Below are 23,728 nucleotides of genomic sequence, written 5' to 3'. Positions count from 1 at the left end.
CATTCAGATCAAGGTTGGCATTATCAAATGAAACAATATCGTCATGCGCTAAAGGAACGTGGGATTGTTCAAAGTATGTCTCGCAAAGGTAATTGTTACGACAATTCAGTCATAGAGAACTTATTTGGAATTATGAAATCAGAATTTCTTTATCTGAAGGAATTTGAGAGTATAGAGCATTTTAAACAAGAGCTAGATAAATATTTAGAGTACTATAATTACAAACGAATTAAGGCAAAATTAAAAATGAGCCCGATACAATATCGGACTCATTTTAAACAAATTGCTAAATGAAAAAACTGTGTCTAACTTTTCGGGGTCACTGCACTTTATACTCGGTTTTTCCTTAATTTTTTTGATTTTCTCGGTGTGTTTTTCGGGTTTCAGCTCAAATTTTTAGCTATTTAACGTGATAAAGAGTGGGAGGCGAAAAGTGGCGAGAAGCCTTGTGGGAGTGAAGCGGAGCGGGATTTGTTGGGGGTGGTGAGGGGAGTTGCAAACTCATTTGCGTGGGGACAACAACTTCAATTAAAAGGATAATCTTCGAGTAAGAAAAAAGTAAAGAAAAATGATCCTGAGTTAATGCGGAATGCGTTGTTCTATTTTCCGAGTTGGAATCATGCGTTGAAGAACGCAGAGCTATTGTAAGGGCAGGGAACTACGTTTAAGAGTCGAGAGATTGCAGGAGCTTAATTCCACAATCTCTTGGCTTTTTTCTTTCTCTGCTTTCTTAATAGTGGTGTTTAAATAGTTCGAAATACTTATATCACTTACTTAAATCTGTGTTTATAATTCTCTATGTATACCTTTTTAACCAGATGTTGTATAAAAGGATATCGCAATCAAAACTATCTATACAACTATAAAATTACATGATGAGAGGGTAGTTGACCCAATTATGATTAATCTTGGATCAGAACGACAAAAACAAATCAGTTATATTGGTATTACCGAGGCTGATTTGAATCTATTAAAAAGCAAGGAAAAAGAATTTAAGCTTATCGTCAATACTCTTGTCGATGAAGTATATGAACAGGTGGCAGCCGTACCGGAACTTCTCGCCATAATAGAACAACATAGTACATTGGAACGTTTAAAAGAAACTCAACGCTGGTACTTTCTATCTATGGCATCTGGTGTGATGGATGAAGCATTCATTGAAAAACGTCTGTTTATTGGAAAGATTCATTCAAAAATTGGTTTAACAACGAATTGGTATTTGGGAACATACATTTTATATTTAGATCTCGCTACAGCCCATTTTGAACGGGTATTACCGATTGAGTGGAAAGGCGTTATTCTATCGTTAACTAAAATGTTTAATCTGGATTCACAATTGGTTTTGGAAGCATATGAAACGGATGAAAAAGCGAAAATGGAATGCTTGTTGGAGAAGCAAAATCATTTACTTACAGGAGTGAGTTCAGCAGTTCAAGAATTGGTAACTTTAATGGTACAACTAAAAGATAGCAGTGAATCGATAGAGGATTCAGCAAATAAGAATGAGGATTATCAAGAGAAGACGCACGAGAATGTGCTGTATTTGGACAAAGAGGTTGAGTCTATTCATCAAGTGGGTACGTTGATGAGGGAAGTAGCGGATCAAACGCATCTGTTAGGCTTAAACGCCGCAATTGAAGCGGCAAGAGCAGGTGAATTTGGGCGTGGTTTTGAAGTCGTTGCGAATGAAGTTCGAAAGTTAGCTTACCGCTCAAAAGATTCATTAGGAACAATTGATCAAAGGCTGAACAATATTCACGCTACGCTCAATAAGGTAAAAAGAGACTCAGAACATAACTCACTGTATTCTAAGAATCAGGTGGCAAGCTCTCAAGAGTTAGCTTCCTTCGTGAAGTTGATTGAAAAGGTAACGGTAGAATTAGAAAACTTGAAGTGAGTATAGCACAAAGGAAGTTCCGATGTGGAACTTCCTTTTAAAATTTTAAATATCTAATATACGTTAATCTTGGATTACGATTCAAACTATTGTTTGTTTTGGAATAGTAGATACCCTTGACTGATAGCCTTTTGATTTAATTGAAGCTCATTCATATAAGCTGTGATTTTCAATTGTAACTTTTGAACAATCTTCTGTTGCATGTCATTAATGTGTTCTTCTATACAAAATGCCGAACAAGATAGAAAACCATTTGCATAAGACTTTGTTTCATCAACTATAGTATTTAACTTCTCCTTATAGATCCTCTTTACAGCACCGCTCTCTGGTTTGATCTCGTAATAACGATTAGTCTCAACGAGTAATCTCCAAGGGCTAATCTTGATATCAAGCTTACTTTCTCTTAATTCCCCTAATACCTTAATAATGACTTTGTGACTGTTCATGATGTTAATGATCCTCCTGAAAACTCATACTTTAGATAGAAAAGATTCTCCTAAGGATATATCTTTTATTCATATATGTGGAAATTATAACACGTAAAAACATCATTTTCTATAGAAATATAATTAAATAGTCCTATTACATAGGAAGGGGTGGAAGCATAGGAACATCTTATCGGAAAGAAAGTAGAAAGTGATATTTTAAATAAGCTAGGAAAACTAACGAATAAATAATCTGAGATTGTGAAAAAGCACACCATCTTTGGATATGAACTATTGAAAGAGACAACTGGATTAAGTCCAAAAGTTGCTCGTGTTGCTCTGCAACTTCACGAACGTGAAAATGGAAGGGGATATCTATTACACCTTAACATAAATATGCAATTTATTTAATGCTGTAATTCCAGAAAATGACGCGATAGCTTAATAAGCCGAAATAAAAAGTCGAATTCCTTAGCATACAGGAATTCGACTTTTTTATGTTTAAACATACTTAGCGTATAATATCTGCGTTTTGTCGGCAGAACCCCAAAAACAATATTCGAACTATATAAGAAAAACAGAAAACTACTTGACATTGGAGTCAACTCAAATGTTATTCTGGATTCATGGAAAAACTTTATTCTATACAAGAGGTTTCGCAGATACTTGGGATGTCCAAAGATGCACTTCGGTATTATGACCGGATTGGGATCGTCTCGCCGTCTCGGAAAGACAATCGGTATCGCATGTATTCGAGGGATGACCTCATAGACTTGATGAATATTCATATCATGCGGTATGCGGAATTTACTCTTGACGAAATCAAGGGGAAATTGGGTTTCCGCAAGATGGAAAATATCGATTCCGCTTACTGCGAAGAGGTTGCTGCATTTCTCGATGCTAAGAACGCAGAAACGCGCAAGAAGATTAACCATCTGGAAAAGGTCAGTCGGCTTCTCAATTTAACAGCTGAAACGTTAAGGGATTTTAATAACGAAAGCGATCAACGGTTGGCAGAATTCGTCCGCGAGCTTTACAAGGATATCCGGGGGAATGAACCGGGAATTTCAAGGGAGGATTGTGATCATCATCAAGGTTAGGAATTTTTATTATCTGATTACAGGTGTTCTTGCAATGCTGTTTGCCGTTACGCATGCATGGAACGGACATTCCGCTGTGCTGCCGACGCTCGACATTAGGGCGATGTCTATAGATACCCGGACGGTATTCACGTATATTTGGCACATTATAACGGCGGAAAATCTGGTCTTCGGCATCGCATTCATGTACATGTCATTCCAAAGTGATCAATCGAAGATCCGTTTTGCCGCATGGATGATCGCGGCGATCCTAATCGTCCGACTGATGGTCATTCTTGGTGTAACGGCATTACTTGACGTATCGGCTCTTACGGATACGTTTATAGATTCGATTGCCATCGTAATCTATGTTGCCTTGATCATACTAGGCACAACAATGAAGAAAAAACAGGCCGGTGGTTAACACTAGAGTAACAGAGATGTCCGAATGTGGCTTAAAATAAAGTCACGATGTTTGTAAAAAAAGAAAATACTTTCTGGCTGACCTTATAATACGAACGGGCAGTTTAGCGTAACCTTTTATCGCAGATAGCGTCTATATTATTACATATTCAGGATTCATAAACTTGGTGAGCTAATAATAGAATGAAAAAACGAATTTTACTTTTTGTTGGTATTATTGTGTTCGTGGCAATTATCGGCGGTATTACATTGCATAATTTTGCTAAAAACCTAGGTGAAAGTTACAATCAAATAGGTTAACGGGAAAAGAGGACTTACAAATCCTAGCGTTGAGCTAACGGGACACGATAGGTCAATTATATTAAGTAAGCGTACGGCAGCATTTTCTCGATTAACGGTCAGTTTAATCCGCTATAGTTCAAATACTGATAATGCGTTTGACCCTTAAAGTTTTGGTAACCTCTTCTTTGAACCATTCGAGCCAGTCCTGATGACAATAAGTCATCGGGACTTTTTGTAACAGAAGCGAAATAAATTATATTTCTATTTATTCATAATAAAGTAGAAGTTAATGGACAACCTTCTGAGCGTTTATTCAGCTGGAAAAGGTAGACAGTACAGGAGTTTTGAATGTTTTGTCGAACTATTATTAAGTTGTTAAATCTACAATAAATGAGAATATAATGAATTTATTCGGAACGTATAAGCAGGAGGAGAAAGCATGAAGGATCAATTGATTCAAATGGAGAAAGAGGAACAAGAGCTTATATTCAAAAATTTTACTAATGAAACGGCGCTGCAAGTAGGACTTACAATTATTGAAGAAGCTAAAAGCCTCGGAAAAAACATCACCGTAGAAATATATTGTCACGGCCAACGGCTGTTCGCCCATGCCATGGCGGGGACTGTAGCAGAAAATGAAGACTGGATTCGTCGTAAAAATAACGTTGTTCAGCATTTTGGACAAAGCTCGTGGCGTGTGGCTTTACTTGCTCGTCAGGAAGGAACAACGCTAGAGGAGCGTTATGGATTGCCTCTTGCTGACTACGTCGGAGCAGGTGGAGGTTTTCCACTCATTGTGGCAGGGGTAGGACAAGTTGGTACAATTACCGTATCCGGGCTGCCGGATCAAGAAGATCATGATTTAATGATCTCCTCCTTGAGGCGCTATATGAATTGTTAATTGTAGAGTGGAATCATGGATTTTTTTTGGAGAGTGTGGGAGTTGCAAACTTAATTGCATGGGGACAATTTAAAAAGATATATCCTACCCCTAATAGACCAAGAGAGTCTGCCTGAAAAGATGCACTAATTCGAAACAATGTTTAGCATTGAGAATTCTTCTACTTTCCTCATAACATCGACCTTATTAATTGACAATGAAGAACTATAGTAATAGGGTATAAATTAAAGATGTTATTTGGGAGGTGTATCGATTTGTCAGTGGAAATTAACGATCTTATCGTTCCTGATATTGGTTACTTAATATATCGAAAGTGCACACCTTCATGGGAAATTATTAAGAATGAAATTTCATTTAATGACCTCACCTATGTCATAGAGGGAAGAGGAATTTATATCATTAATGGCAAATCATACGAGGTAAAGCGTGGTGATCTTCTTTGCATTCCACGTGGAAGTATTCGCATGGCCCATTGCGTCGTCGATGACCTTATGAACTTGTATTCAGCTAACTTTACACTCCATGGCATGAATGGAGAGCTAGCCGATCTTCCGCTTCCTTTGCTGACGCATATTGGGATTAAAAGTGACCTTGTTGGGCTCTTTCGTGAGCTATCCAATGCATGGGTTCGTAAGGAAGCTGGGTATCGTATAAAAACTAGAGGTCTGCTGCTTGTCATTATTCACAGATTGTATGAGCTGATTCTATTAAAACAAGATCGTACAAGCATAGACTTTCGAGTGAAAAAGGTTGTCAACTATATATCTGAAAACTACGCGAGCAACATTTCTGTAAAAGAGACTGCTAATCTGGTAGGGCTCAATACGGTATATTTTGGGGCACTATTTAAAAATGAAATGGGAATGCTACTCAATCAATATTTGACACTAACGAGAATTAACCATGCAGAGAATATGCTGCAAAATGGCGAGTGCAACGTAAGCGAAGCGGCAGAGCGCTGTGGCTATAAAGATTTGTCACACTTTCGCAAGCAATTTAAAATGGTTAAAGGGTATTCGCCATCACAATGTCTTAGAAATCAACCTGATATATTATAGTGTTTTTTAGAAATTAACCTGTTATACAATTGTATTTTCAGAAAAGTTACCTTTAATTAGCCCTAGTTAACTTTATTCGTGCTATTGCTCCAAAGGTTCTTCAATGCTAAATTTATATAAAGAACAGAAGCGTTTGAGCTATTATATAGGAGCTGTACGATGAACATAATAGGATAAAATATTTAATTTACCCCCTATATGTTCTAGTTTATGAAAACGCTTTAATATCTATATTAGAGGTGCTACATGGATCACGTAGAACGTATATATTCCGAACACAATGCTTGGCTGCAGCCAAAAACCAGTCTAGAGCCTAAAGCTATGCGAATCAGTGCAGGGCTCGATCTAGATTTTATCCTTCAAGAATGCCGTTTAGGACTAACTCGCCTATGGGGAGAAATTCAAGAAAGTAATGAGTACACACTGCAATTAAAAGTTGATGACTTGGAGCATGAGGGGTATTCACTTACCCCACTAGAAAATGGATTCGAGATCGCAGGCGGCAGTGAAAATGGTCTCTTATATGGTGTTTATCGCTTCCTAAACCGTCTTGCCGCTGGAGAAAACATGGAACAGATGCATGAATACTCCGCACCTAAAGTGGACTATCGCATTATTAATCATTGGGACAACATGGAAGGTCACATTGAACGCGGTTATGCTGGTAATTCATTCTTTTTCCTTAATAATAAATTTGATTACGATGTAGAAAGAATTAAAAATTATGCCAGACTGATGGCATCTATCGGAATTAACGGGATTTGCATTAACAATGTGAACGTGGACAAAGTAAGTGCTGGTCTGATTGCTGAACCATTGCTTTCTGATTTGGCAGAACTAGCCGAATTGTTTAGACCTTTTGGCATCCGGTTATTGGTATCCGTCCATTTTGATGCACCGATGATCGTCGGCGGGCTTACAACCTCCGATCCACTGGATGCGGGAGTAAAGGGATTTTGGCAAGCTCAATCCGCGGTTGTATACGATAAAATCCCGAACTTTTTGGGTTATGTAGTGAAAGCAGATTCAGAGTTTAGAGGCGGTCCAGAGGCCTTCGGACGAACTCAGGCAGATGGTGCCAATACAATTGCCGCAGCGGTCGCTCCATTTGGAGGTTTGGTCTTTTGGCGCTGCTTCGTGTATAACTGCCAACAAGATTGGAGAGACACGCAAACCGATCGTCCAATGGCGGCTTATAAGCACTTTCAGCCACTGGATGGTACATTTGATCAGAACGTCATTCTTCAAATCAAAAATGGCCCTGTAGATTTTCAGACGAGGGAGCCCGTATCACCTCTATTCTCAAGCCTTAAGAATACAAGCGAGGCCATTGAGTTTCAAATCGCTCAGGAGTACACTGGTCAGCAAATCGATCTTTTCAGCCTAGCTGTTCAGTGGGAAGAAATTTTGACAACTGAAGTTGACAAAGGGAAGCAGTTGAAAAGATTGTTTGGTCAAGAAATCGTTGCTATGACAGCGGTTACAAACACAGGCAATAACTTGAACTGGACAGGAAACACCCTTGCACAGTGCAATCTGTATGCCTTTGGGAGAATGGCGTGGAATCCGGAGCTTACTGCTAAAGAGCTTATCCGTGAGTGGGTTCGGATCACATTTGAAACAGATGAACATGGACGCCAAACTGTGGAGGAGATGCTGCTTAAATCTAGAGGGATTTACGAGAGCTATACAGCGCCTCTTGGTATTGGCTTTATGGTAAATCCAAATAATCACTACGGACCTAATATTGACGGCTATGAGTTTTCATATTGGGGAACTTATCACAGAGCAAGCTTTGATGCGATTGGTGTCGATCGAACGTCCAAAGGAACAGGATTTACACTTCAGTATCCAGAATCACTACAAAGGATGTATGACCATATAGAAAGTTGTCCGGAGGAACTATTACTGTTTTTCCATCGAGTTCGGTACGACTACAAAATGAAAGACGGACGAACACTGCTTCAGTATATTTATGACAGTCACTTTGAGGGTGCTCAGCAAGTGGAAGCATTGTTACAATCTTGGGAGACTCTAGAGAACCGAGTTCCACTGGAAACTTATCACTCTGTTAAAGAGAGGCTTAAACTTCAACTAATTAATGCTCGAGAGTGGAGAGATCAAGTGAATACGTTCTTCTATCGCAAAACAGGAATTGACGATAAAAAGGGAAGAAAAATTTATACGTAAGGCGGTACAGATATGGATATTACAAAAAAAAGTAAATCGCTCAGCTATATAAAACATTACTGGATTCTGTATGCGATGCTACTTCTCCCAATGGCCTTCTTTATCATTTTCCGATATATACCGATGGGCTACATTCAAATTGCATTCAAAGACTATAGTATTGTAAAAAGTCCCTGGGCGATGGAATGGGCAGCAAATGGTGGGTTCGAATATTTTATTAAGGCCTTTTCCAATCGTGACTTTCTTTATGCACTTAGAAACACCATACTTCTTAATTTTCTTGACTTACTGTTTGGTTTTCCTGCACCTATTATTCTAGCGATTATCTTAAATGAACTCGCTTTTAAACGTTTTAAGAAGTTCACCCAAACGGTTGTATATATGCCGCATTTCTTATCATGGATTATCATTTCTGGTATGGCGCTTCAGCTTTTTGCACCGACTAATGGACTGGTCAACATCCTGATAAATAAGATAGGCTTTGAATCAATTCCGTTTCTGAATGACCCTGCGTATTGGGTTGTCACTTACGTTTTTCTGGGCATATGGCAAAGCTGTGGTTGGAATACCATCATCTATCTGGCAGCCATTGCTGGGATTAACCCAGAACTTTACGAGGCCTCAGCGGTGGATGGAGCAAGTCGTTTACGAAAAATTTGGCATATTACGTTGCCAGGGCTTCGTCCTACGATCATTGTTTTACTGATTTTAAGCCTGGGACATATTTTGGGTAGTGAATTCGACAGACCTTATGCACTGAGCAATAAGTTAGTCTCAGATGTTTCTAACGTTATTTCCGTATTCGTATACAACAACGGTATTCGTGGATTACAATTTTCACTTTCCACTGCCGTCGGTTTATTTCAATCCGTCGTGGGCGTCATATTTTTGTTAGGAGCAAACGCTCTAGCCAAAAAATCTGGCGAACGTGGGATCTGGTAGGAGGATGAAACATGATTAAATCAAAAAGCACTAAAATCGGAGACTGGATGATCGCTATATTTTGTATAATTCTTATTTTAGTCTGTCTCCTGCCGTTGTTGAATATATTGGCACGATCCTTAAGCTCAGCGGATGCCTTGGTGAGAAATGAAGTTTTACTTCTGCCTGTAGGACTGAATTTCGATGCTTACTTGACTGTGCTTGGAGATTCCAAATACACATGGTCGTTGTTGTGGACAGCAATACTAACTGTGATCTGCACACTTTGGTCGATGTTTATGACGATTATGTGTGCATACCCGCTTATATATGACAAACTGAAAGGGAAAAGCATTATCTTAGGACTTGTTATCTTTACGATGTACTTTAGTGCAGGCACAATCCCGACCTATTTGCTGTTGAAAGAGCTGCACTTGCTCAATAATCCGTTGGTACTGATTTTGCCGGGCTCCATTGGTGTATTTTATGTCATTATCATGCGTAGCTTTTTCTTCGGAATTCCAGAGAGTCTTAGGGAATCCGCTGAACTTGATGGGGCAGGACCGCTTAGGGTACTCATCAACATCTATCTACCACTTTCTACTCCTGTGCTTGCAACGTTGGCACTATTCTATGCAGTAGGTCGCTGGAACGGATTCTCGGATGCATTGATGTTTATGTCCGATAGAACTTACTTCCCTATACAATTACTGCTTTACAACATACTTAATAGTATCAGCAGTGTTGAGGTTGCTACACAGGAAGGCTTTTCAAGCCCAGGCCTATCTGAAACGATTAAATCAGCAACAGTTATGTTTGCAACTATTCCGATTTTACTCGTATATCCGTGGCTGCAGAGATACTTTATCTCCGGTGTTACAATCGGAGCGGTAAAAGGTTAATTTTTAACTCATGGTAGAAGTTGGCTATGTCAATTTTTATAAAGCAATCCAAAAAAGTAAATAAAAATGAGGGGGAACAAACATGGGTTTACGTAAAGCGTTGTCCGTTCTGACAATTAGTACTGCAATTTTAATTACAGGATGTACCAGCGACAAACCAGCACCATCAGCTTCACCAACGCCACCAGCTTCTTCAGCACCTACATCTAATAACGCTGGAGACAGCAACGATGCAAGACTAGAAGCGTTGGGTCTCGATTCCAATTCCAAGTTCAAGGAGACTCGCAAGATCACAGTTGAGATTTATGACCGTGGTAATGACGGAGGAACCAAACCAGAGGACAACTTTTATACACAATATATTAAAGATGGAATGCTTCGTGACCACAATGTAGAGGTTACTTTTGTTCCTGTTCCACGTTGGACAGAGGGCGAAGTGATTAACAACCTTTTGGCGGCGAATCAAGCGCCGGATATCAGTCTTACCTATTCTTATCCAACAATTCAAACGTTCGCCAATATGGGTGGTATTCTTGACCTAGGCCCTATTGTTGAAGAAAACAAAGACCTTCTGCCAAACATGTGGGAGTATCTAACCGAAGATAACATCTATTGGGATAAAGATCCTGACACAGGAACCTTGTGGGCAATTGAATCTCGTTTGAATGTCCTTAACCGCATTAATACTTTTGTGCGCGAGGATTGGTTAAAGAAGCTCAATATAGAAGCACCAACAACGCTGCAAGAATTTGAAAGCATGCTCATAGCATTTAAAGACAACGCTTCTACACTTCTAGGAGCAGATGCTGACAAGATGATTCCATTTTCAACGAGCTTTGACATCGGCTGGCGTGCAGATCATTTGACTTCAGCATTCACGCCTAATGATATAACAGATAAGGACGTCTTCATACATGGCTTTGATGATCGACATTTACTTTTCCCAAATTACAAAGATGGAATAAAAACGTTGAACAAGTGGTATAACGAAGGTCTAATTTGGAAAGACTTCTCACTTTATCCTGCTGGAGATACAACGGAGGATAATCTCATGAAATTGGGCACTGTGGGCGCATTTATACACAACTGGGATTACCCGTATCGTAACGGTGACGACAGTATTCATGCAAGCCTTCAGCGCCTTGTTGGTCCAGATGCAGCTTATGTTGCTATTGAACCATTTGCCAACGATGCTGGTGTTTATAAGAAATTTTTATCAGGTCCTGTTGACCGTAAAATATTTTTCCCAGCTACAAACGAAGAACCAATTGCTTCTCTGCTTTATGTGAATTGGATTTCCAAGCTTGAAAATCGCGTATTCTTGCAATTTGGAGAAGAAGGCGTTACTCACGAAAAGTTGCCTGACGGTTCCTTGAAGACACTCGCAGCAACAGGCGAGAAAATTATGAACTCTCCAGCAAACATCGACTACACCATTACAAGTAATGGTCTTGACCTTGGCGACCCTGATTTGACAGTCAAATCAATTGCTAACGGTTATGCTGGTGTTGACTCAAGATATATTGAGATCGCAAGTCAAATTACAACGAATGACGGACGTGTAGGCCAAAATGTTAATGTGGGTGAAATCAAGGCTGAAGACGGGCAAGGTCAAGCACTTAAAGAAAAACGTGATAATTTCTTGAATAAGGCTGTTGTGGCACCTGTTGATAAATTTGACGATGTATATGATTCAGGTATGAAGGATTACCTCGATTCAGGCGGTCAAGCGATTATCGACGAGCGAACAGCTGCATGGGCAAAATATTACGGAAATGAAACCATGCTGAAATAGTATGTTTCTGATTACCCCATTACCTTGATATTCCCATGCATTCAAGTTTGAACCCAACACACAAATTTCACTACTCATCAAAATAAGTTTGCTCACGAGCCGACCGATTTTCGGGATTTCCTCCTGAATCTCGCTCGGCTTTTTTTTTCGACACTTTCCCCCAGGTTCCGCTCAATCAAACATCTCAAACTCCTACTTTTAGTTGCAATTACAATATATTGGTATATAATTGAAAGGGAACACATGTTCTTATTAGTGAAGGCGATTTATGAAAATTAAGATAGCGGATCTTTTAATAATAATTGGAGAGGGATGGTTAAATGACGGTGTATAATGGGAATGGCGCTTATTGTTACGCCAATTCGGCTTCGATGCTGTTGTCTACGATTGGGGAAGATATTTCTCCTTCATTAATCGAAGTTCTTACGGGATTTGCGCTGGGAGCTTCCATTGAAGTCGATAACAATTTACTTTTTTTCGATAACTGTACAAGTAGCCCCGACAAAGGAATAAACCATGCTTTTGAAATACTAGGCTTTAAATTGATCGAAAAGGTATGTAAAGATGGAGAATCACTCCCATTAAATGAATTGAAAGATAATCTAACAAGATCGCCTGTTATGCTAGGACCATTAGATATGGGCTATCTAACCTATAATCCGAGCCATCACTATTTAGGTGGATCTGACCATTATGCTTTGGCTTTAGACTTCAATGATAAAGAGATATTATTGCACGATCCAGCAGGCTTTCCTTTTGTATGGCTACCTTTTGAACAATTAGAATTAGCTTGGAAAGCAGAGAAAATCATTTGGAGTAGTGGTTCGTTTCGTTCCTGGGTCTCGCCAATACGAGTATCAAATCCTACATCAGAAGAAATATATGAAACGGCGATCCAATTATTTAAAGCGAGCTATCATGACCAAAACAATTTTGCCGTTAAGGAAAAAAGGTTAGTAGGCAAAGAGGCAATTCGATTAAAGGCTGCACAGATTAAAGGCGGAAATATCTCTAATGGAGAAATTGGACATTTCATTCACTTTGCTTTTCCATTAGGAGCAAGACGAGCTCTTGATTTTTCAATCTTTTTTAAAGGAAGAAACGAACAACTATCATTATTAAAAGATAAACAAGCCCAACTGTTTGGTAAATGCCAAACCTTTGCTGTTTCAAAAAGATGGGATGAGGTCGCCCAAACACTGGAGCTACTTGTGGATGTAGAAAGCGATATTGAATCAGCAATCCTATCATTATAGAAATAATAATAAGATTGAAAATCGAAAAGTTGAAAAGAATGGCATGACAGCAGAAGATGATTCATTTTGCTCGGATGAAGATGAAAAATTGAATGCTAAAGATGTGTGTGCGTTATCCATATCTGCTATAGATAAGTGAGGTGTATGTATGACAACAAGGCAATGGCTCACAAAATTTGTGTTGATGCACAAATGGGTATTTTTATGTGGCTTCATCATCACTACATTAATGACGTTGACTAATTTGATCTATCCGTTCCTCAACGGGAAACTTGTTAATATCGCTTTTTATGATAAAGACATGACCGCCTTTTTGAATTTGTGTCTTATCTATGCCAGCGTCCTCTTTGTCAATCAGTTTGTCGTTGCGACGTTAAACAATCTCATTCAGTCACAATTGATGACGGGTTTTGTCTTTGATATACGGCGGGCTCTGTTAAAAAAGATATTACATAAAAAAGGGAAAGACCTCTCCGGGATGTACAGCGGAGATATGATCAGCCGAATGAACAACGACACCAAGGATATTATGAATCTCGTATTCTGGAGCGGTCTTTGGGGATATTCTAACTTTTTACATATACTATTCGCTGTCGGCTTCATGTTTTACTACAATCTACTTTTGGGAGTTTTTACAGTCGTTCTGGTTCCTGTCGTGTTCTTTACCTCGAAACATTTCAAGAAAAAAACGCAAAATGTCAGGAAGGATATATCAAAGGAACAGGGCAAACTATCCTCTTACTTGTTTGAAATCGTGAAAAATTTGCAGGAGATAAAAATCCTTAACGCACGTAAACAAGTAACGAGGTTTTATTTAAGAAAAACGACAGCCATCAATAAAATGAACGTGGTAAGTGAAAGAATCGACGTGACGGCAGAAAGGGTAAATTCGTTCATCACGCTTATCGCACAACTGATGATATTTGTGACCTGTGCCTATTTCATTGTTAAAGGCCACATGCAGCTTGGCGTTTTTGTAGCCGCTGTAAGTTATTTCAATATGGCTGTGAGCTTCTTCAGCTCCATTAACGGAAAAATTATGGATGTGGGGAAGCAACTGGTCTCCATACAACGTGTCGTGGAGATTCTGAATGAAGATGAAGAAGATTATAAAGAAAGCCATCCTCCGAAACAAATTAAGGATGGCACGATTGAATTTAACAATGTCACATTTGGGTACACCGAAGATAAGCATGTTCTGAACGGATTCAATCTCCGTATTGATGCAGGAAGCACAATTGGCATTGTCGGAAAGAGCGGCGCAGGCAAAACATCGATGGCGAATCTGCTCTACAATTTATATAACGTTGACGGCGGCGAGCTTCTGATCGATGGAATGAATGTCAATGATTATAATCTACATAGCTTGCGGAGCCAGGTGGGTATTGTCCATCAGGAGACAATCCTTTACGATCATACGCTACGTTACAATCTTTCATTTACGAACAACAAAGATCATGATGACGCATTACTGGAAGCGCTTAAGAAAGCTGCTCTTTATGATATTTTCCTGACACTTCCAAGCGGACTGGACACGCTACTTGGAACTGATGGGCAAGAATTATCCGGCGGTCAGAAGCAGCGTCTGGCTATCGCCAGAATATTAATCAAGAATCCCAAGCTTTTGATCTTTGATGAAGCCACAGCGTTCCTTGACAGCCAGAACGAAGCGCTTATTCGGAATATGATGAGGGATATGTCAAAAGATCGGACGCTTATTATAATCGCCCACCGTTTTTCTACTATCAAAAACTGTGATAAAATCGCGGTTTTAGCGGACGGCGTTGTAGCGGGCTTTGATACTCACGATGAACTGATTAAAAGTAATGAAACGTATATAGACTTATTCCGCGAACAGTACATAGGAGATGAAGCGTATGAACCGGTTGGAAACCTTTAAGGCATTAACTCGGGATATAGATGGCATTAACAAGCCATTGATTGCGCTTGGCTTTTTCAAGGTGTGGAACTTAATATTCGGGCTTATCCCTTTGTTCTTGTACTCGTTTTTGGTGAATCGCGTTTTAGTGGATAAAAATATGAACGAGCTTTCGCCTGTCATCATCGGTTATCTGGCTGTTTTCCTGTTCGCGACAATCGGGATCACCGTCAGTAAGAGGTTTTCAAACCGGTTAATACTGAAATATGACCTGAGAATAAAGAATAAATTGCTGAAAAAGTATACCAACCTTGATCATGATGTATATAGCAAATATAGCATTGGTGACATTAAGAGTAGGATTGAAAGTGATTCTACTGTTGCCGAGAATTTTTTTACGACCCATATATTAGATTTTATTTACGGCGTCGTTTACGCTGTTGCGCTGGCGGTTATTTTGCTATGTTACGACTGGCGGATCGCGCTTCTCAGTTTTGTTTTTGTTCCGATATCTTTGTTAACGGTTAATTTTTTGGGAGGGAAATCGAAGAAAGCGAAAGAGGAACTGTGGAAACTGGAAACTAAATATGAGACCTTTTTACACTCAAATATTCAAAACTGGAAAGATGTCAAGATCAACAACCTTGAGGACGCGCAACTTGATGAATTGAACGGGCACTATAAGAAGATAAGGCCTATGTGGTTTCTAAGTCAGCTCTATTCGCATCTAGGGGTTACCTATTCGTTCTTCACGAAAAACTTCATTACCCAGTTGTTTATCTATTTTATTGGCGGATTATTCGTAATTAATGGTTACTCGCAAGTCGGTGTGCTGCTCGTTTTTATCAGCTTTTACGGGCAGTTTTTCGGGAATATAGAAAACATTAGTAATTCCATCATAAACTTCAAGAATGATTCGGTGAATATCGAAAAAGTTGTCGAGATACTGAATTTAAAAGTAGCTCAGAAACCCTATAAGAAAATTGACGGAACAGATATTCATGTTGAAAATTTGAAATTTACATATGAGGGAAACGATTCATTTGCTCTTGACGGTATTTCGTTCTCCGTGAGCAAGGGTGAACATCTGGCAATTGTCGGGAAAAGCGGTAGCGGCAAGTCTACCATCGCTAAACTGTTGACAGGTAAGATTAAACCGCAAGGTGGTATTGTACGCATTGGAGGCATTGATATATATACTGTGAACAGCGAGAGTCTGTCAGAAAAAGTTAGTATAGTTGTGCAGGAACCTGTTCTTTTCAATATGACGATCAGAGAAAACCTATTGCTGGCAAAGGCCGACGCAATCGATGCGGAATTGATAGAGTGCTGCCGCAGAGCAAGTATTTATGAATTTATTGAAACCTTAGAGAATAAATTGGATACGATAATCGGAGAAAAAGGTGTAAAACTTTCAGGGGGCCAGAGACAGCGCCTATCTATTGCCCGTGCGATTTTACAGGACAGGGACATCATCATTTTTGACGAAAGTACAAGCGCTCTTGACAACGAAAATGAGAATGACATCATTACAGAACTCAAGAGCCTTTCATCGGGGAAAACGATGATTTCCATTGCTCACCGTTTATCTACTATTTTGGACTGCGACAAGGTGATGGTTTTAAAAGATGGTGCAATGGTAGCTTTTGATACCCATGAAAATCTACGTAACAGAAACGAAACCTATGATTTGCTTTTCCAAAATCAGTATATAGCAGGTGGAAATCGCGGAAAACAAAACGACGGTATTAGTCCCGATGAGTATAAATTATCTGAAATAGTCAATTCGTTTAATTGAGAATTGTTATCACTTACTGTATACTAGATAGTAACGATAGCTATAATTGAGTAAGGAGAATATATAATGCAAATATATTGGATTAAAATAAATAAGATTATTGAAGAAACGCCTGAGGTTAGAACGTACCTGCTCGACTGTCCGGAAGGGTTTACATGGGAAGAAGGTTCACACACCCACTTCGCACTGGAAGGTTTTAATGCCGGAGATAAACCAAATCGTAGCCTGATTCGCCATATGTCAATCTCTACTTTACCGCACGAAAATTCAATCGGTATCACAACACGTATCAGAGAGCAGTGCTCTGAGTTTAAAGCGATTTTAAGAGATCTTGAAGTCGGCAATGAAGTTGCAATATTTAAAACTCATTCGAATGTACCGCTTAAAAGAGAGAACAAAAATGTTTATCTGCTGTCATCAGGTGTCGGTCTGGCAACTTTCAGACCGCTTGTACTTGATTATTTGGAACGTGCTGACAACGTCAATCAAATTCATTCCCTGAACATCGATTCATCAAAAAAATTTTTATTCACTAATATTTTTGAATCCGCACCTGACAAGAAGTTCACATCACAGTTCGTCGATAACCGTAAAGACTACTATGAAGAAGTGAAAAATCTTGCTGTAGACAAGGATGGACTCTTCTATGTTGTCGGTAGCGACGAGTTCCTCGTGCAGAACATTGAAGTACTGCGTGAGCAGGGCATTAAGCCAGAACAGATTGTGCTCGACAAGCGTGAACAACAATTACCTGAGTTTTTATCATTTGATTTGTCAATTTAAGTGAGATAAAATATTTGCTTGGTATACCAAATAAGTTTGCCGCTGAGCCGATCGATTTTCGGGATTTCCTCCTGATTATCGCTCGGATTTTTTCTCGTTCTTTTTGTTTCTCGTGTTTTTTTCGGGCTTCACGTCAAACCTAAATTACATTTAAGGGCAGGGGGAAGATAGGAGGGGAAGGGTGGGAAGGCCTATGGGAGTGATAAACTTATTTGCATTGGGACAAGTATCCCTATAAGATATTTTTATTCTAAAAAGGAAAGACGCCATCCAAAATACATCGGATAGCGTCTTGATATTGCAATTAGTTCTATTAAGGGTTCGTCGACCAAAGTCCTGCGTGTTTTAATAGAACACGTGGATGAAGTTTTAACTGTGCAACCATTAATTCTGCCAAATCTTCTGCTTGCATCACATTTTCTGAATTGCCGTCTGTTAAATTTAACTCAACAGCCATATCAGTTGCAACTGTACTCGGAGTTAACGTTGTCACACGAATATTTTTCTTACGCACTTCAAGCATTAATGACTCACTTAGTCCAATAACTGCAGCTTTTGAAGCCGCGTATGCACTTGTAGTAGGTGCACTTCTTTGGCCAGCTGTTGATGAGATGTTAATGATGTCGCCTGTGTTGCGCTCTATCATTTCTGGTAATACCGCACGTGTTGTATAGTACACACCTTTTACGTTGACATCGATAATATTTGTCCATTCTTCAGGCGTTAAGTCCATGAAGCTACCGAATTTTGCAATGCCGGCATTATTCACTAAAATATCGATTGCACCGAGCTCGCCACGAATTGATTCAACCGCTGCTGTGATAGAGTCTAAATCCGCTACATCCGCTGCCGCGATTGCCACCTTCACGTCATACTGTTTAAGTTCCTCTGCAACTTGTTGTAAATTTTCAAGTGTACGTCCAACAAGACCTACATGAATACCTTCTTTGGCGAAAGCTACTGCTGTTGCACGTCCAATGCCACGTCCTGCTCCTGTAATTAACGCCACTTTTCCTGTAATTGATTGCATGTTTATGCTCCTTTAGATGAGATAGATTTATTATATCCAAAATAAATTTATTAAACTAAACATTTTAATAATGAGTAAGGTGAGTTTGATAACACTGTTCTGGTGTTATAATTAACTAAGATTGTATTACTCATAGATGTTTAATGGATAAAGATTTATATTTAAGACTAACTTCATTGTACCTTCGATTCTCGACATTGTGAAGAATGCACTTTTTTGTGCGTAGGTTACCAAAAGGTTACTACTATAAGAAAAGGGGTTATCTCCCATGGCAGATACATTAAGAAATGAAATTAAAGAGAGAATATTAAATCATGATTATCATTGTGAAAAAGAACTTACCTTATCGATTATTAGCGGAAAATGGAAGGTTGTTATTTTATGGCATTTAGGTGTAGAAGGACCACATCGCTTCAGTGAACTTCAGAGACTTTTCCCGAAAGTATCCCATAAAATATTAACAAACCAATTACGTGATCTGATAGAAGATGGAATTGTTCATAGAGAAGTGTATCCAGAAGTTCCACCGAAAGTCGAATATTCAATGACTGAACTTGGAATGACGTTATTACCGATCGTAGAGATGATGTATGAATGGGGAAAAAAGCGAATAGATCAAATTAAACAAGAAAACAATGATTTGGAATAAGAAAAAAACGAGATCATTTCCAATTCCACACACAAAGTCTGCCACTTATCAAAATAAGATTGCCGCTGAGCCGACCGATTTTCGGGATTTCCTCCTGATTATCGATCGGCTTTATTTCCGCTAAATTAGTTTCAAAACAACAAGTAGTATAACTTTTGTGAACTTATGAAAGTGCTTGCATTAGAGAAGAAAGTATGATATTTTAAAGTTGTATAAAAAACATACAAGTTAAATATTTTGTAATTGAGTTACCCATAAATTGGAAAGTAACATAAAGTATGAAGTTTTAGTTTATGCTTTCGAAGTGACGTTTTTATCGCTCTGAAAGCACATTTAACTCCATCAAAAAAAGTTTTAGGAGGGAAATAGCATGAAGACATTCAAGCGTATACATTTAATTGTTATGGATTCAGTGGGCATTGGTGAAGCAAAAGATGCAGCTAAATTTAATGATGTTGGCTCACATACCCTGCAACATATTGCCGAACATATGAATGGTTTGAACTTACCAAACTTAGCAAAATTAGGCTTATCAAACATTGATGAAATACTAGGTGTGCCTGTTTCAGATCAGCCTCTTGCCTATCACACTAAATTACAAGAAAGATCCATAGGTAAAGACACGATGACTGGTCACTGGGAAATAATGGGCTTAAATATTGATAAACCTTTTAATGTTTTTCCAAATGGATTTCCTGATAAATTAATTCAACAAATTGAGGAAATCACAGGACGTAAAGTAGTAGCTAATAAACCTGCAAGCGGAACTGCTATTCTCGATGAATTTGGCGAGCACCAAATGAATACTGGGGATTTGATTATATATACATCTGCAGATCCTGTTCTACAAATTGCAGCTCATGAAGAAATCATCCCACTAGAAGAATTATATGATATTTGTCAAAAGGTTCGCGAAATTACAAAAGACCCTGCTTATTTAATTGGCCGTATTATTGCGAGACCGTATATTGGCACACCTGGGAACTTTGCGAGAACGCCCAATCGACATGACTATGCCTTAAAGCCTTTTGGGAAAACAGTTATGAATAGCCTCAAGGATGGCGGATTTGATGTCATTGCTATCGGAAAAATCGATGACATTTTTGATGGGGAAGGAGTTACAGAATCCATTCTTACAAAAAGTAATATGGATGGTATGGACAAATTATTAGAAGTCATCAAGAAGGATTTTACAGGCTTAAGCTTCTTAAATTTAGTTGATTTTGATGCATTATACGGACACCGTCGTGACCCAGAAGGCTACGCAAAAGCATTAGAGGAATTTGATAAACGATTAGATGAAGTATTTGATCTAATCCAAGAAGATGATTTATTAATTCTTACAGCTGATCATGGCAATGACCCGACATTCCGTGGTACGGACCATACACGCGAATATATTCCGGTATTGGCGTATTCTAAGCGATTACAGGGGTCCGGAAAATTACCTGAAAATGACACGTTTGCCGATATTGGTGCAACTATAGCAGATAATTTTGCTGTAGAAATGCCTGAAAACGGTGATTCATTCTTGAAAATTCTAAAATAAAGGGAATAACATGAATAACAATATATCAAATAAATTGAAAAGACCCCGTTATGTAAACGTATACGACGAACTTCTTCTGCAAATTATGAAAGGGGAATATTCTGTTGAAAACAGGCTTCCTTCAGAACCGGATTTAGCAAAAAGACTAGGGGTTAGTCGTTCAACTTTAAGACAAGCTTTAGCACTTTTGCAAGATGATGGAATAGTAAGAAATATACACGGGAAAGGAAACTTTTTGAGTGATTCCTTTTTCAAAAAACAAGATGCTGTTCAATTAGAAAAATTAAGCAACCCGATGCATAAGTGCCATATAAGTACATTTGATCGAATCGATATACAATATTATATGGACACGGGAACAGAATACACGAAACAAGTATTAAAAAATGATTCATCTTGTGTAGTAGCTATAGAGCGTTTTTATTATAAAGAGGACGAGTTAGTAGGCTATGCTTTTACTTTTATATCGATGGAAATGGTAGAAGAGTTATCGTTAGACTTAGATAATAAGGAACTACTACTGGATTTTACAGAGAACCAAGCGTATGCGAATGCGATTCATGGAGAAATTGAAATAAAGTATACCAATACTGTTAATATAATTAATCGAAAAGATAGCTTATTTGGTCGAAATAATTGTTTTTTACTAACGGAAAGTATTTACAGTAATGAGTCTTATCCCATACTGTTTAATAAATTCTACGTGCCTCAGCAGTTTGCGGAAATAAAATTAAATATTTATAAATAACTAAAAGAGAAAGAGGCGAAGGTTATGAGTGAAAAGCATCCTGATTTAATTCCAGAAAGTGAAAGAGTTGGACAACCTAAACAATTGTTTTGGATATGGTTTTCATTAAATATAGGAATAATGGGGTTAGTGTACGGAGGGATTGTTGTAAGTTATGGTCTCAGCTTTATTCAATCCGTCATCGCTGCATTTTTTGGGGCAGCATCGTTTATACTTATTGGATATCTTAGTTTACCTGGTAAGCTAGGAAAAGCACCGACATTTGTATTATCCCGAGCACCTTTTGGCTCAAAAGGAAACTTGATTCCAGCTGTACTCGCATGGATTTGTTTAATTGGTTGGTTGAGTGTCGGTAATGTTCCTACTGGTATTTTCTCTATTAATGCCATTGTTACTTCGATTGGATTTGAAGTAACAACGATAACACAAATCATTGGGTTAATCGCTCTTGCGATTGTAATTATGGCATTATCTCTTGTAAAGCAAGAAACACTTGTAAGAGTGCAAACGATATTCACCTATATTTTTGGTGGACTAACGGTAGTTGTACTGGTGATATTAGTTCCACAAACAGACTGGTCAGCGCTTGTGAATATGCCAAATGGATCTTGGATTGGCGGCGTATTACCTGCTATATCTATCATCATTGCTGGTTCTGCGCTTAGTTGGGCTATGGTTGCGAGTGATTACTCTAGTTACCAAAGTCCTCAATCTTCGAATAAATCGATTTTATGGACAACAACGGTGGCATCAGCAGCGCCACTATTTGTTATTATGTTCTTGGGTATTTTAATGAATGCAACGAATCCAGAGCTAGTTAGTTCAGCGGATCCAATCGCTGCATTAGCTCTGCAAATGCCTAAATGGATGGTTATTCCATACTTTATTACAGCGCTGGGCGGAATCATTCCACCGGCAGTTATTTCACTTCGATCTGGACGAAATGCTTTGGAAGCTACAAATATAAAAATATCAGAGCGGACATCGATTATTTTCCATGGTGTAATCATGGTATTGCTTCCGAGTTATGTGTTGTTCATCAATGGCGACTTCTTGGGTTCGTTCCAAATGTTTTTAGGAGTTGTCGGAATTGGCTTGGCAGCTTGGACATCTATATTCGTGGCCGATTACGTTATCCTTCGCAAAAAGCAAGGATATGACCCTGATATCATTTCAGGTGATAAAAATATTTCTGTCGATAAAGGGAATGTAACGATCTGGTTTGTGAGTGTTATCGTGGGACTTCTATTTACAACAAATCCAATATTCCCTGCCCCGTTTGCGAAAGGGATTTTCGAAGGTAACAGTCTAGGAGTAATACTAACATTTGCAGTTGGTTTAGTGTTAGCCTGGATTTATTCATCAACAAAATTGAAGAAGCAACAGTAAATACAATAGGAATATTATATTAATTATTTGGAGGTTAGAATTATTATGAGTATCCATTTAAATGCAAAAGAAGGTCAATTATCTGAAAATGTATTGATGCCAGGAGATCCGCTTCGTGCGAAGTATATTGCAGACACTTTTTTAGAGGGTGCCGAGTGTCATAATACAGTTCGCGGAATGTATGGTTACACTGGAACCTATAAAGGGCATAAGGTTTCTATTCAATCTTCTGGAATGGGTGTTCCTTCCATGAGTATTTATGCTACTGAACTTATTAAAGATTATGGTGTGAAAAATATTATTCGCATCGGTACAATCGGAGCTATGAAACGTGAAGTGAAAATCCGCGACGTTGTTATGGCAATGGCAGCTACAAATGATTCCAAGATGCAAAATCTTATTTTTCCACAAATTAATTATGCACCAAACGCAAGCTTTACTCTTCTTGAGAGAGCTTATCGTTTATCCCAAAAAAATGATGATTTGAAGGTTCATGTAGGTAATGTGTATACTGGGGATTCATTCTATGAAGATGATGAATCCATGATCCATAAGCTAGCGGCTTATGGGGTGTTAGGTGTAGATATGGAGACATCAGCTCTTTATATACTTGGAGCAAAATACAACATCGATGTTTTGAGTATTATGACAGTGAGCGACCATGTTATTACAGGTGAAGAAACAACATCGGAAGAACGTCAAACAACATTTAATGACATGATTATTGTAGCGCTAGAGACTCTAATTAATGAATAATTTACTGCTATAGTTGAA

Annotated in this window: 21 protein-coding genes; 19 read left to right on the top strand and 2 right to left on the bottom strand. The window is 38.6% G+C overall.

The features are described 5' to 3' along the window. Positions 1 to 294: IS3 family transposase (locus AC1TO5_RS20585; protein WP_482064712.1), on the top strand; the 294-nt coding region annotated here is incomplete at its 5' end. Between the two features lie 604 nt (positions 295 to 898). Next, positions 899 to 1,897: a protoglobin domain-containing protein gene (locus tag AC1TO5_RS20580; RefSeq protein ID WP_482064711.1), complete on the top strand. Its 999-nt coding sequence runs from the start codon at positions 899 to 901 to the stop codon at positions 1,895 to 1,897. A gap of 86 nt (positions 1,898 to 1,983) precedes the next feature. Here the strand turns inward: AC1TO5_RS20580 and AC1TO5_RS20575 are convergent, their stop codons facing one another. Further along, positions 1,984 to 2,343 (bottom strand): hypothetical protein, encoded by a 360-nt coding sequence (locus AC1TO5_RS20575; protein WP_482064710.1) that lies wholly within the window; start codon positions 2,341 to 2,343, stop codon positions 1,984 to 1,986. Between the two features lie 605 nt (positions 2,344 to 2,948). Between AC1TO5_RS20575 and AC1TO5_RS20570 the strand changes: the two genes are divergently transcribed. The 12 genes from AC1TO5_RS20570 to AC1TO5_RS20515 all read left to right on the top strand — a co-directional run bounded on the left by AC1TO5_RS20570 (position 2,949) and on the right by AC1TO5_RS20515 (position 17,589). Further along, positions 2,949 to 3,422 carry a MerR family transcriptional regulator gene (locus AC1TO5_RS20570; protein WP_482064709.1) on the top strand — a complete coding sequence of 158 codons (474 nt, stop codon included), beginning with the start codon at positions 2,949 to 2,951 and terminating at the stop codon, positions 3,420 to 3,422. Next, positions 3,403 to 3,825, top strand: a complete 423-nt coding sequence (locus AC1TO5_RS20565; RefSeq protein ID WP_482064708.1) for a hypothetical protein — start codon at positions 3,403 to 3,405, stop codon at positions 3,823 to 3,825. The genes AC1TO5_RS20570 and AC1TO5_RS20565 overlap by 20 nt, the downstream gene beginning before the upstream one ends. A gap of 720 nt (positions 3,826 to 4,545) precedes the next feature. Beyond that, complete coding sequence (locus tag AC1TO5_RS20560; protein ID WP_482064707.1) at positions 4,546 to 5,007, top strand: heme-degrading domain-containing protein; 462 nt, start codon at positions 4,546 to 4,548, stop codon at positions 5,005 to 5,007. 260 nt (positions 5,008 to 5,267) lie between these two features. Next, entirely contained in the window at positions 5,268 to 6,065 is a 798-nt protein-coding gene (locus tag AC1TO5_RS20555) for a helix-turn-helix domain-containing protein (RefSeq protein WP_482064715.1), read from the top strand. A gap of 246 nt (positions 6,066 to 6,311) precedes the next feature. Further along, a complete protein-coding gene (locus AC1TO5_RS20550; RefSeq protein WP_482064706.1) occupies positions 6,312 to 8,255 on the top strand; it encodes an alpha-glucuronidase in 1,944 nt (647 codons plus the stop codon). Between the two features lie 12 nt (positions 8,256 to 8,267). Continuing rightward, entirely contained in the window at positions 8,268 to 9,197 is a 930-nt protein-coding gene (locus AC1TO5_RS20545) for an ABC transporter permease (RefSeq protein ID WP_482064705.1), read from the top strand. A gap of 11 nt (positions 9,198 to 9,208) precedes the next feature. Next, entirely contained in the window at positions 9,209 to 10,078 is an 870-nt protein-coding gene (locus tag AC1TO5_RS20540) for a carbohydrate ABC transporter permease (protein WP_482064704.1), read from the top strand. A gap of 82 nt (positions 10,079 to 10,160) precedes the next feature. After that, positions 10,161 to 11,873, top strand: coding sequence for a type 2 periplasmic-binding domain-containing protein (locus AC1TO5_RS20535; RefSeq protein ID WP_482064703.1), 1,713 nt, complete (start codon positions 10,161 to 10,163; stop codon positions 11,871 to 11,873). Positions 11,874 to 12,193: 320 nt separating this feature from the next. Then, positions 12,194 to 13,129: a hypothetical protein gene (locus AC1TO5_RS20530; protein ID WP_482064702.1), complete on the top strand. Its 936-nt coding sequence runs from the start codon at positions 12,194 to 12,196 to the stop codon at positions 13,127 to 13,129. 148 nt (positions 13,130 to 13,277) lie between these two features. Continuing rightward, positions 13,278 to 15,029: an ABC transporter ATP-binding protein gene (locus AC1TO5_RS20525; RefSeq protein WP_482064701.1), complete on the top strand. Its 1,752-nt coding sequence runs from the start codon at positions 13,278 to 13,280 to the stop codon at positions 15,027 to 15,029. Next, positions 15,007 to 16,806: an ABC transporter ATP-binding protein gene (locus AC1TO5_RS20520; RefSeq protein WP_482064700.1), complete on the top strand. Its 1,800-nt coding sequence runs from the start codon at positions 15,007 to 15,009 to the stop codon at positions 16,804 to 16,806. Before AC1TO5_RS20525 ends, AC1TO5_RS20520 begins: the two co-directional genes overlap by 23 nt. Before the next feature lie 66 nt (positions 16,807 to 16,872). Further along, positions 16,873 to 17,589: a dihydropteridine reductase gene (locus tag AC1TO5_RS20515; protein WP_482064699.1), complete on the top strand. Its 717-nt coding sequence runs from the start codon at positions 16,873 to 16,875 to the stop codon at positions 17,587 to 17,589. 313 nt (positions 17,590 to 17,902) lie between these two features. Here the strand turns inward: AC1TO5_RS20515 and AC1TO5_RS20510 are convergent, their stop codons facing one another. Next, positions 17,903 to 18,619, bottom strand: coding sequence for a 3-ketoacyl-ACP reductase (locus AC1TO5_RS20510; RefSeq protein WP_482064698.1), 717 nt, complete (start codon positions 18,617 to 18,619; stop codon positions 17,903 to 17,905). A gap of 268 nt (positions 18,620 to 18,887) precedes the next feature. On the opposite strand from AC1TO5_RS20510, the gene AC1TO5_RS20505 reads away from it, so the two are divergent. The 5 genes from AC1TO5_RS20505 (at position 18,888) to deoD (ending at position 23,710) form a co-directional block, all read left to right on the top strand. Then, positions 18,888 to 19,268 (top strand): winged helix-turn-helix transcriptional regulator, encoded by a 381-nt coding sequence (locus AC1TO5_RS20505; RefSeq protein WP_482064697.1) that lies wholly within the window; start codon positions 18,888 to 18,890, stop codon positions 19,266 to 19,268. Between the two features lie 370 nt (positions 19,269 to 19,638). Beyond that, positions 19,639 to 20,817, top strand: a complete 1,179-nt coding sequence (gene deoB / locus AC1TO5_RS20500; protein ID WP_482064696.1) for a phosphopentomutase — start codon at positions 19,639 to 19,641, stop codon at positions 20,815 to 20,817. Between the two features lie 10 nt (positions 20,818 to 20,827). Further along, the gene (locus AC1TO5_RS20495) at positions 20,828 to 21,565 is read left to right on the top strand and encodes a GntR family transcriptional regulator (RefSeq protein ID WP_482064695.1); all 738 of its coding nucleotides are present in this window, start codon (positions 20,828 to 20,830) and stop codon (positions 21,563 to 21,565) included. A 24-nt stretch (positions 21,566 to 21,589) separates the two neighbouring features. Beyond that, entirely contained in the window at positions 21,590 to 22,954 is a 1,365-nt protein-coding gene (locus AC1TO5_RS20490) for a purine-cytosine permease family protein (RefSeq protein WP_482064694.1), read from the top strand. A 45-nt stretch (positions 22,955 to 22,999) separates the two neighbouring features. Next, positions 23,000 to 23,710: a purine-nucleoside phosphorylase gene (deoD, locus tag AC1TO5_RS20485; RefSeq protein ID WP_482064693.1), complete on the top strand. Its 711-nt coding sequence runs from the start codon at positions 23,000 to 23,002 to the stop codon at positions 23,708 to 23,710. Positions 23,711 to 23,728 lie beyond the last annotated feature (18 nt).

It is taken from the genome of Paenibacillus sp. Y930 (genome assembly GCF_056786375.1).
The sequence above is the reverse complement of the archived record's forward strand: the minus strand, read 5'-3'. Positions and strand labels throughout refer to the sequence as shown.

Coding starts and splice junctions, on each gene's coding strand:
- AC1TO5_RS20580 (WP_482064711.1), top strand. CDS start 899: ATGATTAATCTTGGATCAGAACGACAAAAACAAATCAGTTATATTGGT.
- AC1TO5_RS20575 (WP_482064710.1), bottom strand. CDS start 2,343: ATGAACAGTCACAAAGTCATTATTAAGGTATTAGGGGAATTAAGAGAA.
- AC1TO5_RS20570 (WP_482064709.1), top strand. CDS start 2,949: ATGGAAAAACTTTATTCTATACAAGAGGTTTCGCAGATACTTGGGATG.
- AC1TO5_RS20560 (WP_482064707.1), top strand. CDS start 4,546: ATGAAGGATCAATTGATTCAAATGGAGAAAGAGGAACAAGAGCTTATA.
- AC1TO5_RS20550 (WP_482064706.1), top strand. CDS start 6,312: ATGGATCACGTAGAACGTATATATTCCGAACACAATGCTTGGCTGCAG.
- AC1TO5_RS20545 (WP_482064705.1), top strand. CDS start 8,268: ATGGATATTACAAAAAAAAGTAAATCGCTCAGCTATATAAAACATTAC.
- AC1TO5_RS20540 (WP_482064704.1), top strand. CDS start 9,209: ATGATTAAATCAAAAAGCACTAAAATCGGAGACTGGATGATCGCTATA.
- AC1TO5_RS20535 (WP_482064703.1), top strand. CDS start 10,161: ATGGGTTTACGTAAAGCGTTGTCCGTTCTGACAATTAGTACTGCAATT.
- AC1TO5_RS20530 (WP_482064702.1), top strand. CDS start 12,194: ATGACGGTGTATAATGGGAATGGCGCTTATTGTTACGCCAATTCGGCT.
- AC1TO5_RS20525 (WP_482064701.1), top strand. CDS start 13,278: ATGACAACAAGGCAATGGCTCACAAAATTTGTGTTGATGCACAAATGG.
- AC1TO5_RS20520 (WP_482064700.1), top strand. CDS start 15,007: ATGAACCGGTTGGAAACCTTTAAGGCATTAACTCGGGATATAGATGGC.
- AC1TO5_RS20515 (WP_482064699.1), top strand. CDS start 16,873: ATGCAAATATATTGGATTAAAATAAATAAGATTATTGAAGAAACGCCT.
- AC1TO5_RS20510 (WP_482064698.1), bottom strand. CDS start 18,619: ATGCAATCAATTACAGGAAAAGTGGCGTTAATTACAGGAGCAGGACGT.
- AC1TO5_RS20505 (WP_482064697.1), top strand. CDS start 18,888: ATGGCAGATACATTAAGAAATGAAATTAAAGAGAGAATATTAAATCAT.
- deoB (WP_482064696.1), top strand. CDS start 19,639: ATGAAGACATTCAAGCGTATACATTTAATTGTTATGGATTCAGTGGGC.
- AC1TO5_RS20495 (WP_482064695.1), top strand. CDS start 20,828: ATGAATAACAATATATCAAATAAATTGAAAAGACCCCGTTATGTAAAC.
- AC1TO5_RS20490 (WP_482064694.1), top strand. CDS start 21,590: ATGAGTGAAAAGCATCCTGATTTAATTCCAGAAAGTGAAAGAGTTGGA.
- deoD (WP_482064693.1), top strand. CDS start 23,000: ATGAGTATCCATTTAAATGCAAAAGAAGGTCAATTATCTGAAAATGTA.